This window comes from Priestia koreensis (assembly GCF_001274935.1).
Classification (GTDB): domain Bacteria; phylum Bacillota; class Bacilli; order Bacillales; family Bacillaceae_H; genus Bacillus_AG; species Bacillus_AG koreensis.
This window is the reverse complement of record NZ_LILC01000002.1, coordinates 119,297-136,267: the sequence shown is the minus strand read 5'-3', so window position 1 is coordinate 136,267 and position 16,971 is coordinate 119,297. Positions and strand designations below refer to the sequence as shown.

Sequence of the window (16,971 nt, the reverse complement as noted above, 5' to 3'; positions counted from 1 at the left end):
TCCTTTTTTCTTATAGTTGTTCTAACAGACGTTCCATTTCAGAAAGCTTTTCTTCAAATACCGCAAGTGCTTCTTCTACTGGCTTCGCTGTTGTCATATCCACTCCTGCCTTCTTCAAGACGTTGATTGGATAATCCGAGCTTCCCGCTTTTAAGAAGTCTACATAGCGTTTGACAGCTGGCTCTCCTTCTTCAAGGATTTGCTTACTTAATGCCGCTGCTGCACTGAATCCAGTGGAATATTGATACACGTAGTAATTGTAATAGAAATGCGGAATACGTGACCACTCTAAACCAATTTCTTCGTCTACGACAAGATCCTCACCGAAATACTTTTTATTTAATTCATAATAAAGTTTCGTCAGTAGCTCAGGTGTTAACGGTTCACCGTTTTGAGCGCGGACATGAATATCGTGCTCAAACTCAGCAAACATCGTTTGACGGAACACGGTACCACGGAACCCTTCTAAATAATGATTCAATAGATACAGGCGTTTCTTCTCGTCATCAATGTTTTCCAACAAGTAATCATTTAATAACGCTTCGTTACATGTTGACGCAACTTCAGCCACAAAGATTGAATAATCACCATACGGATATGACTGTGTTTTTCGCGTATAGTAACTGTGAACAGAGTGACCAAATTCATGTGCTAACGTGAAGAGGTTATTCACGTTATCCTGCCAGTTCATTAGGATATATGGGTTTGTGCCATACGTTCCAGATGAGTATGCTCCGCTTCGTTTTCCTTTGTTCTCATGAACGTCAACCCAGCGGTTGTCGAAGCCCTCTTTTAAAATGTCTAAATACTCTTCACCAAGCGGTGCAAGACCTTTTAAAATATAGTCTCTTGCTTCATCGTACGTTACTTCCATTTTCACATCTTTTACAAGCGGTGTATAAAGATCGTATACGTGTAGCTCGTCTAATCCTAATACTTTTTTACGTAGCTTCACATAGCGATGAAGCAGATGAAGGTTTTTATTTACCGTCTCCACAAGGTTATCGTACACTTCTTCTGGAATGTTATTGTTGCTGAGCGCTGCTTGACGAGCGGAATCATATTTGCGCACACGAGCATTAAAATTATCTTTTTTCACCGTCCCACTCAATGTGCTCGCAAACGTATTTTGAAATTGTCCATATGTACCATATACAGCTTTGAACGCCTCTTCGCGAACGCGACGATCGCTGCTTTCTAAGAAGCGAATGTAACGGCCATGCGTAATTTCAACTTCTTCTCCGTTTTCGTCTTTGATCGATGGAAATTCTAAATCAGCGTTATTTAACATTCCGAACGTATTACTAGAAGATGATAGCACCTCTGATGCTTGTGCCAATAGCGCTTCTTCAGCAGCTGTTAATACGTGCGGACGCTGACGATTAATTTCATCGAGCGCATGTGCATAAAGCTTTAGCTCTTCTTTCTCTTCTAAAAATCCTTTTAGCTTCTCTTCCTCTACTGATAATAGCTCAGGCGTAAAGAAAGCAAGAGCACCCCCGATTTGTGTATACAGTGACTTCATTCGATCATTTAACCCTTGATAGAATGAATTTCCTGTATCTTGATCGTAGCGCATGTGAGCATATGCGTATAACTGACTCGCTCTCATTGTTAGTTCATCTTGAGCCTGCATCGCCGCATATAACGTATCGGCTGATTCGCCTAATTTCCCTTGATAAGTTGTTACATTCGGAAGAAGTGCTTTAACCGCTTCAAACTCTTTCTCCCATTCTTGATCGGATGAATAAATATCTTCTAATTTCCATGTATCTTCTACTTGGATATCACTACGTACCGGCAGCTTTTTCGTTTTTGTTTGTTCAGCCATCGACTTTACCCCCTAAAAATTCTTCATTCATTAACATGTTCTCTATGAACGAGACAATTCCTTTTTCTCAGTAATCGTTATTAGTGTATACGATTGGTTCGCATTTACTAAAAAATTCTTCTTACTCTTCACATTGTACAAATATTCAGATTACATGTCATTTCTTTTGCTTAACCAAGCATATAAACAATCCCAATCTGCCTGAAAGACGTCGTTCATTTTATATGGAATGGTATAGGTTCGTTTGAGGGTGTAGCACGTCTCACTACTTTTTTTTATCAGCTCAATGTCGCACAGGAATTGCAAATATTCCTGTAGCGGGATTTCCCAGTCTCCTTCTCTTTCAAATCGCTGTTTGATATGCCCCTCCTTAAAGCGTTTTTTTAGCCTGCTGCGAATGGTCTCATAAGCGATTGCCTCCTCCATTCTCGTATATCGAAACAGATCAAATAGAATGTACGCTTGCCAAATACATGAGGGCGTTTCAAAAAGGTAAGAGCTCGAGAGTGGAATTCCTGCTTCTGCAGGAAAATGAGATGGAGGAATTTGAAGGGCATAGAGAAGTTCTAAAAATGGTCGTGTCTGTTTGTTCGAATAAATCATATAGGTCGTACGCCACTTTCTTTTTCGTTCCAACCAAGCCGTCCATATAGCTGGTTCTCTTTCAATCTCTCCTAGCACCCAATCCTCAAACGTGAGCTGACGAGTAGAAGAATGATGAAAGGTTCCAAAGCAAATGGTCGAAGAAAAAGCATACAAATGAGAAACTTTTATAAGTTGTTGATCATCAGGAGAAAAGTAAAAAAGTGTGGGGCATTGCGGAATCGTAGAAAGGTACTGCCAGTCCTGTGATTTTAGCTGGATCATATGCGTGGATAGGCGCTTTAGCCTCTTTGCTCCGATAATCCAAATGGGCCTGTAATCATGTTCAACGTAGGATTCATTCCGCTTCGTAAAAATCGCTAGCGAAAGGGATGCGCACTGATACTCAATGGGGTAAACGGCTGAGGGGGTTCGTAGCAATAAGTCAGGGCGCTGACGGATGTCAGCCATATATTCTTCAAGTTCGACAGTATGAGTGCTTGAAATCCATTCATACAATCGCCTCTTCCCGAGCATATGGTAATCCGTTTCTCCCTCATGACTACTTTCACATGATCGTTGTTTTAGATGAGCAAAGTGTGGAATTTTTTTTGTTCCCACCTTTAGCTGAAGGGACTCTTTACATGAGGGGCAAAAAAATGGAATCGTACTTCGCATTTCTCGAAGCCGTTCAGCAGAATGATGCTTTCCTAATGATATCAGCTTTCCTTCTTTCGTTTGAGCAACAAGCACATCACTACACTCCTTTACATTCGACATTACCTCCTATATTTCGTTGTTCATCGTAAATCCCCTGCTTTTGTACACACAAAATAAAAAAGCATGGATCTCCATGCTTTTTTATAGTAACGGTGATAGTAGACGCGATGTGGACTCAAATAATCGGTACCAGATCGCTCTCTTTTCGAAATCATCTAGATTTAACGTTTTGCTTTCTTCAAGGTCTTGTAAAAATTCATAGACAAGCTTTTGGGTACTGTTCGTACGGTATAGGAATGCGTTCACTTCGAAATTCAAATGAAAGCTCCTCATATCCATATTAGCTGTACCAATAGAAGCAAGCTCCTTGTCCACAATGACAATTTTACTGTGCATGAACCCTTTTTTGTATTCGTATATCTTAACGCCCGCTTTCATCAACTCTGGAAAATAAGAGCGAGACGCATAAAAGACGATTTTTTTATCTGGTTTTTGTGGAACGAGTAATCGTACATCAACTCCGCTTAACGCAGCAACTTTCAGCGCAGAAAAAATGTCCTCATCTGGGATAAAATAAGGAGAAGCAATCCAAATGGACTCTCTAGCAGACGTAATCATTGAAAAGAATAATTGCTTAATGACTTCCCACTCTCTATCTGGACCTCCTGCAACTAGCTGTACGCCTCCACAGCTATCGATATCAATGTTCATTAAATCAGGAGATAGATAAATTTGTGTTAGCAACGTTTGTCCGGTCATGTAGTACCAGTCCTGTAAAAAGATGAGCTGTAAGGACCTCACCGCTTCCCCTCTTACCTTCAAATGCGTATCGCGCCAAAAACCAAAATGGCGGCTGTGCCCCAAATACTCATCTCCGATGTTCAAACCCCCAACAAACCCGACCGTTCCATCAATAACCACAATTTTACGGTGGTTACGGAAATTGATTTTATTGTTTAAAAAGGGGACTCGTACAGGTAAAAATGGAACCATCTCAACCCCTGCGTTCTTTAATTCATTGATATAATGGCCCGATAACTGAAAGCTTCCAACGGCATCATATAAAAATCGAACGTAAACGCCCTCTTTCACTTTGCGTAGCAAGATATTTTTAATTTTCGTCCCAAGCTCATCGTGACGGACAATATAGTATTCCATGTGAATATGGTGCTGCGCGTGCTCGAGGGCATTCAATATTTCATCAAACGTCTCTTTCCCATTTGTTAAGGCATGGGTTTCCGTTGAAAAAGAAACGGGGGTTTTTCCAAGACGCTGTGCAAGCTTAAACATTTGACGCTGATGATCACCTATTTTTTCAAAGTGCTCGTCAATAATCCGATAATCTCCCTCAAGCTTTAGCATCACTTGCTCATCAAGCTTCGCCTTTTTCTCAAACAAACGACGCTTTCGAACATTGCGACCAAACAACAAATAAAAAATGAATCCAAACACAGGAAAGCTCCCTAACACGACAAGCCACGTTAAGGTTTGGGTAGGATGACGATTTTCTAATGAGATGACAATGCCAATGAAGATTACGCTAATCGTCACAAGGATACTAAGGATTCCTACTACTTTGCCCGTCCAGTGCCCATTGGTGAAATAAAAAAATGCTGTCAAGACAAGTAGAAATACAATAAGCTGTAATCGATTCTTCAATACTTATTCACCTAACCTACATCTTCTTCCTAGTTAAACTTCTAAGTTGAAATTTTTCAGGATGAAAATCATTCATATTTTAACTCATTTGAAAAAAGGACCGTCATCGTGATTCTGAACCATTCAGAACTGATTGTGACGGTCCTTTTATAAACCATTTTACGAGGAAAGCGTTATTTCTTTGGCGCAAAGTAGCCCTTGATCTGAGAAAGTGCGTTTTCATGCATAATCTCGTTCCCATACTCTTCAAGTCGGTGAATCGTAACATTTGATTCATGGCCATATTCAAGCATGAGGCTTACTAAATGATCCAACTGTTTATCCTCTTCATGCTCTTCTAAAAACTCTACGTATAGATAATACTTTCCTTCATACGAGAAGAAGCGGTTTGCTACTTCAGAAAGCTCCACGCGGTGACTGAGTGCAATAATGTCTTCTAAATCTTGGAAGCGAATGACAAACTGCAGGGAATCTTCTTCTTTTTCGCCTTCTTTTTGCTGACTGAATTGCTCATCAAGCAGTGCTTCGATGCGCTCATCCACTGGAATATCGACTTTCTTATTTTCACCGACTGGTACTTCAAATTTCTTTCCATCATTTGAAATTTCAGCTCTCGTGACCACAACCTCTATTCCCTTATCTAGCGCCTGAACTTGAATCCAAAGTGGTCCCTCGACGGCGAACTGCTCTTCATGGTGAATCTCATCCATCATTTCCCAAAACAGTTCCTCACTTCGTTCGCGATTGAACCAGATTTCATTGCGATCAAAGCCTCTTTCCTCAATATCAATATACGAAGCGTAAAACTTTACGGTATTTTCATTAATACGTTCTATTTCCATTTTACTCTCTCCCTTCTACAAATCATTGAAGGTAAATCTTTATCAATGAAGGGACTACAAGGCTCCCATATTAAAAGCTATGGTACATGTACTTTACCCTTTTGTAAACCATCCTAATCATTTTTATACGACTTAACAAGCTGTTCTAGGTCGTTACATTTATTTTATGATAAAAATTGAAATAAGGGAAATAAAAAAACTCACATTTATCCACTCACCTCCATTTTATCCTTTATCTAGAAGCCATTGCGCTCATCTTCTTACGGTTTTTTCACCTTTCTACGCGAAGGAAGAATTTGTCCACGCTTTTTGAATATACATGAATAACAATTAACTCTTTAGTTGAACTATCTTATGTTCAACTGAACCAGCATATACGAAACTTTATAGGAGGCAACCTAGTGACTGTTGAAATAATCACGTCCATATTAATGATCGTTGGAATTGATGTAGTACTCGGTGGTGATAATGCCATCGTTATTGCTTTAGCTAGCCGTAATTTACCTGAATCCGAGCGAAACAAAGCAATTTTGTTGGGTACAGGCCTAGCCGTTACCATTCGCATCTTGCTAACCATCCTCGCCGTCTCATTGCTGGCTATTCCTTACTTACAGCTGATCGGTGGTGTTTTATTACTGCTCATCGCGTTCAAATTGTTAACGGGTAATCATGATGACACGGCTTCGATTAAAGGTGCTCAAACGTTGGGAACAGCTGTAAAAACGATCGTTTTTGCCGATCTAGTCATGGGGCTCGATAACGTCATTGCTATTGCAGGAGCTTCTCACGGTAACATTTTGCTTGTGGTGACCGGACTACTGATTTCGGTTCCAATCATCATTTGGGGAAGCAAAGTAATTTTATACTTAATGGAACGCTTTAAATCTCTCGTATACATAGGTGCTGGAATTCTTTCTTACACAGCAGGAACGATGATTTTTCACGAGAAAAACCTTCAGCCACTATTTTCAGAGCTTCCGCATGCTTTTATCGTGGTGCACGGTGGAAGCGTGGCGCTCGTTCTATTTACGGGATATGTACTGAATCAAATCAAATTGCTTCTCAACAAGAGATAACTATGTTTTAATACCAAAATACGGACATCACAAGAAACATAAGAAATGATTCTGTGACGTCCGTATAATTTAAAAGTGTAGATGTTCTTCTTAGCCGTTTACTAAACGTTGTGCTTCACGTAATTGGAAAGTACGCACTTTGCGTGGTAAGAATCGACGAATCTCATCTTCGTTGTAACCAACTTGAAGACGTTTTTCATCAATGATAATTGGTCGACGTAATAGCCCAGGATTTTGCTGAATTAATTCATACAGATCCTGCAGAGGCATTGCATCAAGCTGCACGTCTAATTTTTGGAATGTTTTAGAGCGTGTAGAAATAATTTCGTCTGTACCATCTTCCGTCATGCGAAGAATCTCTTTGATTTCATCAATTGAAAGTGGTTCAGAAAAAATATTGCGTTCAGTATATGGAATTTCGTTTTCTTCTAACCAAGCTTTTGCTTTACGACATGAAGTACAACTTGGTGATGTGTATAGTGTTACCATAGACTAACTCACTCCTCTTTTAAAATGGGTGAATAGCACAACTTTGTGTGCAGTATAAGCTAAGAATGTCATATCCAATAACTAATATAACATGTTTTTATGAACTGATAATGAATTTCACTAGTTTTTTATAATTAGTGTAAAAAAGGAATATCTACAATTTGTATTATACTACAAAGACGATAAGAATGGTATCCCTTTGTCAAGCGATAAGGTGATTCTTATTTCCCTGTATGTAAATTTTTTTCACTAACTATTTACCACATCTATAATACGATTAAACCTATTAATAAGTTTCATTTTTTAAAAATATTTTTCGAAAAACAATAGGATAAAATGAAAGAAACTACCTTTTTTGATCAAAAAAGGTAGTCTCGAAATTCACTTTAAGTCAGCTAAAATATCTCCATCCTCACGATCTTTATCAATGGTGAGTACTTTATGAGACGGCGAATACGATGAACCATACCATTCCTTATCCTTATAGGTATGAATCATTTCGTACGTGCGCTTCATGTTTTCTAAAATCGTTTCTTCACTTTCTTCACTCGGAGACCAGTAAAGTATTTCCATTTGGTTGATTTCATTCGTTGCTAAGGATCGACGACGATAGCCAATCGTCTTTGCATGTTGAAAGCCTTCTCGCTTATAAAAGCGTAGTCTTTTTTCAGAATCGCTATCTGCGTAGTCAACGGGCTCTACTTCTAATATAATCGGTTTGTTTCGTTCCTTAAGCTTTCCTAATAGCTTATGTCCTAGGCCTTGTCCCCTAGAGGCAGCTGAAACAAATAGATAATCGATAAAAATAAAATCATCAAATTCCACATACATGAGTACGTGATGCTCACCTTCATCTTTACGATAAATATCAGAGCGCTCTTTTAAAAGGGCTTCCATGTGTTCTTTTGCTTTCATTTCTTCGACAGGAAAGTATTTGCTTAATTTTTCATACCAGTTCATGGGGTCCTCCTATATAACGTACGATTATCAAATGCTATTGTTACTGTTTCCAGTTCGTGAAATTTTTATGACTTAAAGAAAGGAGACATGCGGGGAGATAACGTACTTTTTTATTTTTTACCACTCTTTCCCTATGATGAAACTTGTTATAAAATGGAATTAAAAAAAGAAGTTATTTTCTAGCGATTTGCGTTCAATCAAAAACCTTTGAAAGAGGGATGACGATGACAGGATACGTGGTGGATTTTTTGTTGGTCGCAATGTTGGTAATCGGCTTTACCGCAATCATGGGCGTCACGCTAAATGGAATTGGAGAACGTTTGCTTAGTCATAAGCGTCGAAATGAATTCGTTGTACGATCTAATCGCAACCAAGAAGGATGGAACAAAGTAGGCGGGAAAAAGAAATAGAAAAAGAAGCGTCTCGAACCAATCGAGGCGCTTCTTTTTTAAGATGATACTCCTTTTCTCACCATATCGCCCCATCCCTTTTTACGAAACAGGACTTGTAGCAGTCCTTCGCAACGCCAGATGACGGTTAACGGTCGATACCAAAACGATTCTGTAAAGCTATACAAAAACAGCTTCCATATGTGTGTAAGCTTGGGGTACTTTCGGAACGACCATTCTTCAAGCGTAACGGCAAATGCTGAAAGAATAGAACCGTATAACACGTTCAAAAGTAAAAGCTTAATCGCAAAATCTACGTACAAATTTCCCATAATGAGAAAGACAATTAATAAAAGGTATCCCATCATCTCAATAATCGGTCCCAAAAGTTCAATAAAAACAAAATAAGGAATAGAGACCATTCCTATTTTTCCATAGCGGGGATTTCCAATCATTTTTTTGTGCATCCACAGGCTTTCAAACAGCCCTCGCTGCCAGCGTGTTCGCTGTTTACGTAAAATAGATAAAGATTCTGGAGCTTCTGTCCAACATACGGGCTCTGGTATATAGACAATTTTCAAATTCAGCTTTTCTTCACAAATGTAGCGGTGTAAACGCACAATTAGCTCCATATCCTCGCCTACTGTCTCTCCGTAGCCACCAATAACCTTCACCCATTTTTTCGAAAACACACCAAATGCTCCTGATACGATGAGCAATAGATTATTTCGGCTTAATCCGATACGCCCCATTAGAAACGCACGTAAATATTCAATAACCTGAAGAATGACAAGAGGGCTTTTTGATAACCCAATCTCCATTACCTCTCCGCCTTCAATTCGGCACCCATTTGCGATACGGACGCTGCCACCGATTGCTACGACCTCTTCATCTTCATCTAGAATCGGCTTCATTACTTTTAAAAATGCGTCTCTCTCTAACACGGAATCTGCATCAATTGCACAAACGTATGGAAAGTGAGACAAATTGATCCCTACGTTCAATGCATCAGCCTTTCCTCCATTTTCCTTGTCAACAACATAGAGAGCCGGATTAAGTTTGGAACGATACACAGCATGAACCGATTTCGTTTGTAACTCCGGCTTATACTCATGATCGATTAAGATTAATTCAAAATGCTCAATGAGCGTTTCTAACGTTTGATCACGTGAACCGTCGTTTACAACAATCACTTCATATTCAGGATATTGAATGCTAAGCAAGGAACTGACACTGCCGATAATTCCTTTTTCTTCATTATATGCCGGCACTAAAATAGAGATGGGCTTTGTAAAAGATGTTTCTACCAACACATCGTATGGATTTTTCGGATGCAAATCACGAAGCCTTCGCACATAAAAGAACGATATGATGAACATAACAGAGTAAGTCGAGATAACGATGAGCGTGTAAATCAAAATAACGTACATGATTATTTGTAAAAGTGTATGAACCATCCTATTTGCTCCCTCTTCCGATTGCACTTTCCATTAAATCTTTGTCTTCTGGAAATAAAAACGATAAAGCACGTCCTGCCGTTGTTCCGACTAGGTAATTTTCATCCATATTTAAAACTTGCAAATCCCGCACATATTTTGAATCAATCCATTTTTCCAGCATTTTCGCAATAAATAATCGTTCTTCCCAATGAGGGGATGAAACAAATGCTTGATAACAATGCTCTGGAATATAATCTAGCTCATACATTGACTTAAGCACTCGTACTCGTACTTCCTTATCATCGGACATTAAGCGTTCCTCTAAAAAAGGAATGAATTTTAGGAGTTTCCTTTCTCCTATGACCTGAATTAGGCCAAGTTGCATCTTGTACGGTAGGGATTCATGATGGTCTATGAACGTCTCTAAAAGTTGGTCATTTGAAGCAGTGAGCATTAATTGATACGTAAAAATCGATAAACTAGGTTGTTTTAAAATCTGCTCTAGCAACTGTTCATAGTTAAACTTGGCGAGAATAATTAAAATCTCATTCCGCTCATCTTCAGTAATCTTTTCTCGATTAATAAGTTGAACGAGAGAAGCCTCTAAAGACTTCATGCGAAAATCTCCAATAAAGTAAAGGGTATTCATCCTTTTACTCCATTTTTTACTTTGAAGCGCCTGTTCGTATCGTTTCGTGAAGTGCTGATTCATATAAGATGAAATCGTCACGAGCTGCTCTTCACTATTTACATAATTCACAATATCACTCATCGTTAATTCGATTGCTTCATACTGGAGATGATTTTCAGGTAAGATCAGTTTTTCACTATCCGGGTTCTCAATATAGGCTAAGATACTCGGCTGATAGTAGTCTTTTAATTGTTGAACCCGCTGATCTCGGAGAATTTCTCTGAGCCTCGTTACGATGACATAAATAAATAGTATCGTAATAAACAAAGTGGCATAGATACATAAAGCTGTTATAATACCAACCGTTAGGCCCATCGCTCCTAAACCATCCTTTTCACAAGCATAGCTACTCTAGACTCTAAGTCTTCATACTTAAACGGCTTTGTTAAATAATCATCGGCTCCACTTTGAAGAGCTAAAATAATGTCCTCTTCATTCTTCCGATTTGTAAGCATTAATACATACGTATGAAATAGCGGATTTTCCTTCAATCTTTTCAGTACCGATAACCCATCTAATCTTGGCAGCATTCGGTCTAGTATAACGAGGCACGGAATATCCTGCTGATAGCTATCACTTGCTAAAAATGAGATCCCTTCACGAAAAGCTTCGACTTGAACGTCATAATCTTTTTGGGCAAATATTTTCGTAATTAGCCTCACTAAAATATTTCGCAAAATTTCATCATCATCTACAATGGCAATATTGATCTTTTTTTGAATGGTTCCTAAATGATCACCCGCAACAACGAGCTGGTTCCCCCCCTGATGTTTTGCATGGGCTAATGCTTTCGTTACGCTCTCAAGCGCTGATGCTAATTGCTTTTCCTTTTCTTCTAGCTTTACAAGCCCACTAGACATGCTAAGAATAAGTTCTTCTGAAATACCTTGTGCCCACAGATCAGAAAAATCATTTATAATTTGCTTTACGCGTTGCTGCGCCCCTTTGGCATACTTCTCTCGTAAGAATAGTAAAAAGGATGCTCCATCGTGTCGAATAATTACTTCATTTCCATTTATGTAACCAGATAAAAAGTCTGCCGCCGTAATTAATAACTGATCACCTTTTAAATGGCCGTAACGCTCGTTCACTTCTTTAAATTGATCAATCGTGACAAGAACCATGCAAAAGGACGTCTCGTGTTGATTCAAGTCATAGTAAAATTGATTGTAGGCCACTTCCGTATACGATTTGTTGTAAACCTTCGTTAATTCATCCATATAACGATAACGATTAATCATCGTCTTTTTTTGAACGTGCCGACTAATACGAAGGGAAAGCTCATCAGCTTCAATGTTTTTCACAAAAAAATCATCAGCACCTGATTCATAAGCCAATAAACGATTTTCTTTGGAATCGTCATAGCTCATTAGTATAATCGGAACAAAATGCTGATTCATCACGTCTAAATATTGAGAAATCGCTTCAAACGTATGCTCCCTGTTAGACTGCATATCTAATAGAATGCAGTCCGGCTCTATGTCGTAAAATTGTTCAAAAGCTGCAGCAGGGTCTGTTAGTGCGACCACATGATATCCGATATGTTCGAGTGACTCTCGCATATAAAGTAAACAGAGTGGATCTTCATCTACTAAAAACAGCACCCCTCTTTGTCTCGTTTGAACCGTCGAGATGTTAAGTGATTGAGGCACACCAGTTTGTGTGACATTTCCAATGTGAAGAAGCCATTCTACGCTTTTTTTGAAATGAACGCTTTCTGGGTCTTTTTCGACCTTCCTTAATTTATCGGCTGCTGCTTTACTGATTTCTTCTAATCCGATCGTTCCTGCTGTACCAGCAATTTGATGAAAAAATCGGACGACCTCATCAGTATCAACATTCCACTGCTGCTCTTGGAAGTCCTCCCATTTTTCTTGAAGGTTGTTTAGAAACATTTGTTGATATTTTGAATTCATGTTTACCACTGCCTTTTAGATACATGATAGATAAATCAATTTTCAATCGCTTGCCCGTTGAAGAAAAAAGAACGATTAAATGTTTGATGAATACAAATCTATGAAGCTTTTCTACGTTTGTATATGAACACCTGTCAGCTGTGCGCCACTTTTAAAACTGTTTCTAGAAGAATCGGTTACTTCTTACCATACATTGACCGATTTACACACATTATCTTTGTAACATTTCCTAATTACATACCCTATATTATATGCCATTTTACCTATCTATTAATATACATATTTGGCAAAATTTTATTTAAATGTTCTATTCTGAAAATTTAGATAGAATTTTTATTACGCTTGCTGTATAATTAAAAAAAGTTGTCAAAAGATCTGACAACTTTTGTATGTTTAGGAGCTTTCAAAAAAAAAAACGACCTCCAGTGGAGATCGTTATTCTTTCTTTTTATTAAGCATGCACCTGTGATTTGTATGTTAGAAATTCGGATTCTGAACAAGATACAAAATGGCCAGGTGATACTTCGCGTAACTCTGGCTCTTCACCATTATATTGGTGACTTTCCGGATCATAAATCTTACGTACACGCGTACGTTCTGTTTCAGGATCTGGAAGCGGAATAGCCGAAAGAAGTGCTTTTGTATAAGGATGAACAGGGTTTCTGTATAATTCATCACTCGTCGCTAACTCAACGATGCGACCACGATACATAACGCCAATTCGATCACTAATGTATTTTACCATGGATAAATCATGGGCAATAAATAGGTACGTTAGTCCTCTTTCACGCTGCAGCTTTTTCATTAAGTTAACGACCTGTGCTTGAATGGATACGTCAAGTGCAGAGATTGGTTCATCAGCGATAATGAAATCCGGTTCTACAGCTAGAGCACGAGCAATACCAATACGTTGACGTTGTCCACCACTAAATTCATGCGGATAACGATTTGCATGCTCTTTATTTAATCCAACCGTTTCAAGAAGTTCGTGAACACGTGCTAGGCGATCTTTCTTCGTTTTAGCTAAACCATGAATATCGATACCTTCAGCGATCAAATCTGCTACGGTCATACGCGGATTAAGAGATGCGTATGGATCTTGGAAAATCATTTGCATTTTACGATTGAATTTTTTCATTTGCTCACGATTTTTTTTACCGTGAACATTTTCGCCATTGAAGATGACTTCTCCGTCTGTTGCTTTGTATAAACCAATAACTGTGCGTCCAGTCGTTGATTTACCACAGCCTGATTCACCAACAAGACCGAGCGTTTCACCTTTGAAAATATCAAATGTGATCCCATCAACCGCTTTGATTACTGTTCCTTTACCTACATCGAAGTGTTGCTTCAAATTTTTAATTTCAAGTAATTTTTCTGCCATCTTATTCACCATCCTTCGCCAATACTGGTTTTGCATATGAGTTTGATAATTGGCGCATGCGAAGTTTGACCGCTTCTGGTGGCTCTACCTTTGGTGCATCCGGGTGTAAAAGCCATGTTTTAGCGTAATGTGTATCTGATACTTTAAACATTGGTGGCTCCTGCTCGTAATCGATTTTCATCGCATAAGGATTACGTGGTGCAAACGCATCACCTTTAGGTGGATTTGTTAAATCAGGTGGTGATCCTGGGATTGCTGTTAGCTCTGCTTGTGTACTACTATCTAGACTTGGCATAGAAGCTAAAAGTCCCCAAGTATAAGGATGCTTTGGATTGTAGAAAATTTCATCTACTGTTCCCGTTTCAACGATTTGACCTGCATACATAACAGCTACACGATCTGCCACATTGGCTACAACCCCTAAATCATGGGTGATAAAAATAATCGCTGTATCCATCTTTTGCTGTAAGTCTTTCATTAATTCAAGAATTTGTGCTTGAATCGTTACGTCTAACGCTGTTGTTGGCTCATCGGCAATCAAAAGCTGTGGACTAGACGCTAATGCCATTGCGATCATTACACGCTGTCTCATCCCACCGCTAAATTCATGTGGATACTGGTTTACACGTTTTTCAGGAAATGGAATGCCTACAAGGCGGAATAGTTCCACAACGCGTTCCTTTGCAGCAGATTTTGAGATTTTTTGGTGCTTGGTTAGCACTTCAGTAATTTGATTTCCAACTCTCATCGTTGGGTTCAATGACGTCATCGGATCCTGGAAGATCATTCCGATATCTTTACCACGAACGGCTTCCATCTCTTTATCTGTCTTTTTGGCAATATCGTAGCCATTGAATAAAATTTCACCGTTTTTAATGACACCAGGTGGTGATGGAATTAAGCGCATAAGCGTTTGAGAGGTTACACTTTTTCCTGACCCAGATTCACCTACGATTGCAAGTGTTTCACCTTTATCCAAGTGAAAGTTTACGCCGCGTACAGCTTTTACTTCTCCTCCATACGTATGGAATGAGACTTCTAAATCTTTTACTTCTAATAAGTGTTTCATTTTTTTCTCACTCCTTATTTACGTAGTCTTGGATCTAATGCATCACGTAGTCCGTCTCCAATTACGTTAAATGCAAAGATCGTTAAGCAGATAAATGTCGCTGGGAAGAATAGGCGCCATGGATAGTAGCGAAGCGCTGCAAGACCATCACTTGCCATTGTCCCCCAACTTGCTTTCGGAGCTGGTACACCAAGACCTAAGAAACTCAAAAATGCTTCTGTGAAAATAGCAGATGGAATGGATAACGTAACCGTAATTAAAATCGCACCCATCGAGTTTGGTATTAAATGTTTGAATAGAATACGTGATGTGCTTGCACCTAATGTTTGAGAAGCCATAACATACTCTTGGTTTTTTAGTCCTAATACTTGTCCACGGACAATACGAGCCATGTTAATCCATCCCGTAATCGTCATCGCAAGGATCATTGTTCCTAGCCCCTGGTCTAACACAACCATAAGTAGGATTACTAATAGAAGATACGGAACGCCCCATAAAATATCAGCGAAACGCATCATAAATTCATCTACTCGTCCACCGCGGTAACCAGCAATACTTCCCCAAATTACCCCAATGAATAAATCAATTAATGCCGCCGCTAAACCGATGAATAGTGAAATACGTGCTCCGTTCCATGTACGAGTAAACATGTCGCGTCCTAAGTCATCTGTTCCAAACCAGTGATCACCAGATGGTGCTAAGTTTGCATGCATTAAATCATTTGTTCGATAATCGTACTTGGTCATCATCGGACCAAAAATCGCCATGAACACGATGATAGCTAATAACACTAATCCAAACATTGCTAATTTATTTTTTCTAAATCGAACGAACACGTCTTTCCAAAAAGATAGACTCGGTTTTGAAAGCTTTTCTGCTTCTTTTAAATCAACGCTTGCTCGTTCAAACATATTTTTAGGAATTTGCTGTTGCATGTGTTACGCTCCTTTCTTTCCACCGCTAAGCTTAATACGCGGATCAATCAAACCGTAGATGATATCTACAATTAAAATGGATACAAGTAAGATAATACTGAAGAACACTGTTACACCCATAATCGTTGTGTAGTCACGGTTTGAGATACTCGTTACAAAGTGTGCCCCTAGACCAGGAATACCGAAAATTTTCTCGATGATAAAGCTTCCTGTTAGAACACTTGCTGCTAAAGGTCCTAAGTAAGAAACAACTGGTAGTAACGCATTTCGAATCGCATGCTTCACCGTAATAACGCTTCGACTTAATCCTTTTGCCTTTGCTGTTTTAATGTAATCGTTGCTTAATACTTCAAGCATACTTGATCTTGTTAAACGCGCGATAAATGCCATAGGTGATGCCGCTAGCGCTAACGCCGGAAGGAACGTATAGATCCACGAATCCCAGCCTGCTACAGGGAACAAGCCGAACTTTGTTGCTAATACGTATTGCAATACGGCCGCCATAATGAAACTTGGTACGGATATGCCGAGCACGGCAAGTATCATGGCTCCGTAATCTTGCCACCTGTTGTGATTTAAAGCTGCAATAACTCCAAGGATGATTCCTATAGCTACTGCTAAAATTAATGCTTCTAGTCCTAGCATAAATGAAACAGGGAATCCTTGATCAATTAGATCGTTTACCGTTTGACCTTTATATTTAAAGGATGGGCCGAAATCCCACTGCGCAATTGATCCTAAATAATCTGTATACTGCTTGTACCACGGTTGATTTAATCCATAAAACTCTTCTAAATTCTTTTTAATTTCTGGAGAGACTGCTTTCTCAGATGTGAACGGACCACCTGGTGCAGATTTCATTAAAAAGAATGTCGCTGTTACGATTAGTAAGAGTGATAGAAGCATATACACAATACGTTTACTAATGTATTTTAACAACGCCAACACCTCCATAATTTAACATATAATCCCTATCAGAAAGAAAAGTA

At 39.0% G+C, this 16,971-nt stretch carries 15 protein-coding genes; 2 read left to right on the top strand and 13 right to left on the bottom strand.

Translation table 11 applies throughout. The features are described from left to right. Positions 1–10: 10 nt before the first annotated feature. From pepF to mecA, 4 genes are all read right to left on the bottom strand, one after another. Positions 11–1,831 carry an oligoendopeptidase F gene (gene pepF / locus AMD01_RS00665; RefSeq protein WP_053399458.1) on the bottom strand — a complete coding sequence of 607 codons (1,821 nt, stop codon included), beginning with the start codon at positions 1,829–1,831 and terminating at the stop codon, positions 11–13. A 150-nt stretch (positions 1,832–1,981) separates the two neighbouring features. Next, positions 1,982–3,193, bottom strand: a complete 1,212-nt coding sequence (locus AMD01_RS00660) for a competence protein CoiA (protein ID WP_053399457.1) — start codon at positions 3,191–3,193, stop codon at positions 1,982–1,984. 81 nt (positions 3,194–3,274) lie between these two features. Further along, positions 3,275–4,792 (bottom strand): cardiolipin synthase, encoded by a 1,518-nt coding sequence (gene cls, locus AMD01_RS00655; RefSeq protein ID WP_053399456.1) that lies wholly within the window; start codon positions 4,790–4,792, stop codon positions 3,275–3,277. Positions 4,793–4,965: 173 nt separating this feature from the next. Continuing rightward, positions 4,966–5,634, bottom strand: coding sequence for an adaptor protein MecA (gene mecA / locus AMD01_RS00650; protein WP_053399455.1), 669 nt, complete (start codon positions 5,632–5,634; stop codon positions 4,966–4,968). A gap of 431 nt (positions 5,635–6,065) precedes the next feature. On the opposite strand from mecA, the gene AMD01_RS00645 reads away from it, so the two are divergent. After that, positions 6,066–6,710, top strand: a complete 645-nt coding sequence (locus tag AMD01_RS00645) for a TerC family protein (RefSeq protein ID WP_425415109.1) — start codon at positions 6,066–6,068, stop codon at positions 6,708–6,710. 90 nt (positions 6,711–6,800) lie between these two features. On the opposite strand, the gene spxA is transcribed toward AMD01_RS00645, so the two are convergent. Both spxA and AMD01_RS00635 read right to left on the bottom strand, forming a co-directional pair. After that, the gene (gene spxA, locus AMD01_RS00640; RefSeq protein WP_053399453.1) at positions 6,801–7,199 is read right to left on the bottom strand and encodes a transcriptional regulator SpxA; all 399 of its coding nucleotides are present in this window, start codon (positions 7,197–7,199) and stop codon (positions 6,801–6,803) included. Positions 7,200–7,580: 381 nt separating this feature from the next. Next, on the bottom strand, positions 7,581–8,159 hold the full coding sequence (locus AMD01_RS00635; RefSeq protein ID WP_053399452.1) for a GNAT family N-acetyltransferase: 579 nt from the start codon (positions 8,157–8,159) through the stop codon (positions 7,581–7,583). Between the two features lie 224 nt (positions 8,160–8,383). Between AMD01_RS00635 and AMD01_RS00630 the strand changes: the two genes are divergently transcribed. After that, a complete protein-coding gene (locus AMD01_RS00630) occupies positions 8,384–8,569 on the top strand; it encodes a hypothetical protein (RefSeq protein ID WP_053399451.1) in 186 nt (61 codons plus the stop codon). Positions 8,570–8,607: 38 nt separating this feature from the next. Here the strand turns inward: AMD01_RS00630 and AMD01_RS00625 are convergent, their stop codons facing one another. From AMD01_RS00625 to AMD01_RS00595, 7 genes are all read right to left on the bottom strand, one after another. Continuing rightward, complete coding sequence (locus AMD01_RS00625; RefSeq protein ID WP_245638857.1) at positions 8,608–9,978, bottom strand: glycosyltransferase family 2 protein; 1,371 nt, start codon at positions 9,976–9,978, stop codon at positions 8,608–8,610. 28 nt (positions 9,979–10,006) lie between these two features. After that, a complete protein-coding gene (locus AMD01_RS00620) occupies positions 10,007–10,993 on the bottom strand; it encodes a hypothetical protein (RefSeq protein ID WP_053399449.1) in 987 nt (328 codons plus the stop codon). 5 nt (positions 10,994–10,998) lie between these two features. After that, positions 10,999–12,594 carry a response regulator gene (locus AMD01_RS00615; protein ID WP_053399448.1) on the bottom strand — a complete coding sequence of 532 codons (1,596 nt, stop codon included), beginning with the start codon at positions 12,592–12,594 and terminating at the stop codon, positions 10,999–11,001. A 451-nt stretch (positions 12,595–13,045) separates the two neighbouring features. Next, positions 13,046–13,978 (bottom strand): ABC transporter ATP-binding protein, encoded by a 933-nt coding sequence (locus AMD01_RS00610; RefSeq protein WP_053399447.1) that lies wholly within the window; start codon positions 13,976–13,978, stop codon positions 13,046–13,048. Between the two features lies 1 nt (position 13,979). Next, complete coding sequence (locus AMD01_RS00605; protein ID WP_053399446.1) at positions 13,980–15,047, bottom strand: ABC transporter ATP-binding protein; 1,068 nt, start codon at positions 15,045–15,047, stop codon at positions 13,980–13,982. A gap of 14 nt (positions 15,048–15,061) precedes the next feature. Then, complete coding sequence (locus AMD01_RS00600; protein WP_053399445.1) at positions 15,062–15,982, bottom strand: ABC transporter permease; 921 nt, start codon at positions 15,980–15,982, stop codon at positions 15,062–15,064. Positions 15,983–15,985: 3 nt separating this feature from the next. Next, on the bottom strand, positions 15,986–16,921 hold the full coding sequence (locus AMD01_RS00595) for an ABC transporter permease (protein ID WP_053399444.1): 936 nt from the start codon (positions 16,919–16,921) through the stop codon (positions 15,986–15,988). Positions 16,922–16,971: the final 50 nt, after the last annotated feature.

Excerpts from the sequence above, each read along its gene's own strand:
- mecA (WP_053399455.1), bottom strand. The coding sequence starts at position 5,634 with ATGGAAATAGAACGTATTAATGAAAATACCGTAAAGTTTTACGCTTCG.
- AMD01_RS00610 (WP_053399447.1), bottom strand. The coding sequence starts at position 13,978 with ATGGCAGAAAAATTACTTGAAATTAAAAATTTGAAGCAACACTTCGAT.
- AMD01_RS00615 (WP_053399448.1), bottom strand. The coding sequence starts at position 12,594 with ATGAATTCAAAATATCAACAAATGTTTCTAAACAACCTTCAAGAAAAA.
- pepF (WP_053399458.1), bottom strand. The coding sequence starts at position 1,831 with ATGGCTGAACAAACAAAAACGAAAAAGCTGCCGGTACGTAGTGATATC.
- AMD01_RS00620 (WP_053399449.1), bottom strand. The coding sequence starts at position 10,993 with ATGGGCCTAACGGTTGGTATTATAACAGCTTTATGTATCTATGCCACT.
- AMD01_RS00660 (WP_053399457.1), bottom strand. The coding sequence starts at position 3,193 with ATGTCGAATGTAAAGGAGTGTAGTGATGTGCTTGTTGCTCAAACGAAA.
- AMD01_RS00645 (WP_425415109.1), top strand. The coding sequence starts at position 6,066 with ATGATCGTTGGAATTGATGTAGTACTCGGTGGTGATAATGCCATCGTT.
- AMD01_RS00600 (WP_053399445.1), bottom strand. The coding sequence starts at position 15,982 with ATGCAACAGCAAATTCCTAAAAATATGTTTGAACGAGCAAGCGTTGAT.
- AMD01_RS00630 (WP_053399451.1), top strand. The coding sequence starts at position 8,384 with ATGACAGGATACGTGGTGGATTTTTTGTTGGTCGCAATGTTGGTAATC.
- AMD01_RS00625 (WP_245638857.1), bottom strand. The coding sequence starts at position 9,978 with ATGTACGTTATTTTGATTTACACGCTCATCGTTATCTCGACTTACTCT.
- spxA (WP_053399453.1), bottom strand. The coding sequence starts at position 7,199 with ATGGTAACACTATACACATCACCAAGTTGTACTTCATGTCGTAAAGCA.
- AMD01_RS00605 (WP_053399446.1), bottom strand. The coding sequence starts at position 15,047 with ATGAAACACTTATTAGAAGTAAAAGATTTAGAAGTCTCATTCCATACG.
- AMD01_RS00635 (WP_053399452.1), bottom strand. The coding sequence starts at position 8,159 with ATGAACTGGTATGAAAAATTAAGCAAATACTTTCCTGTCGAAGAAATG.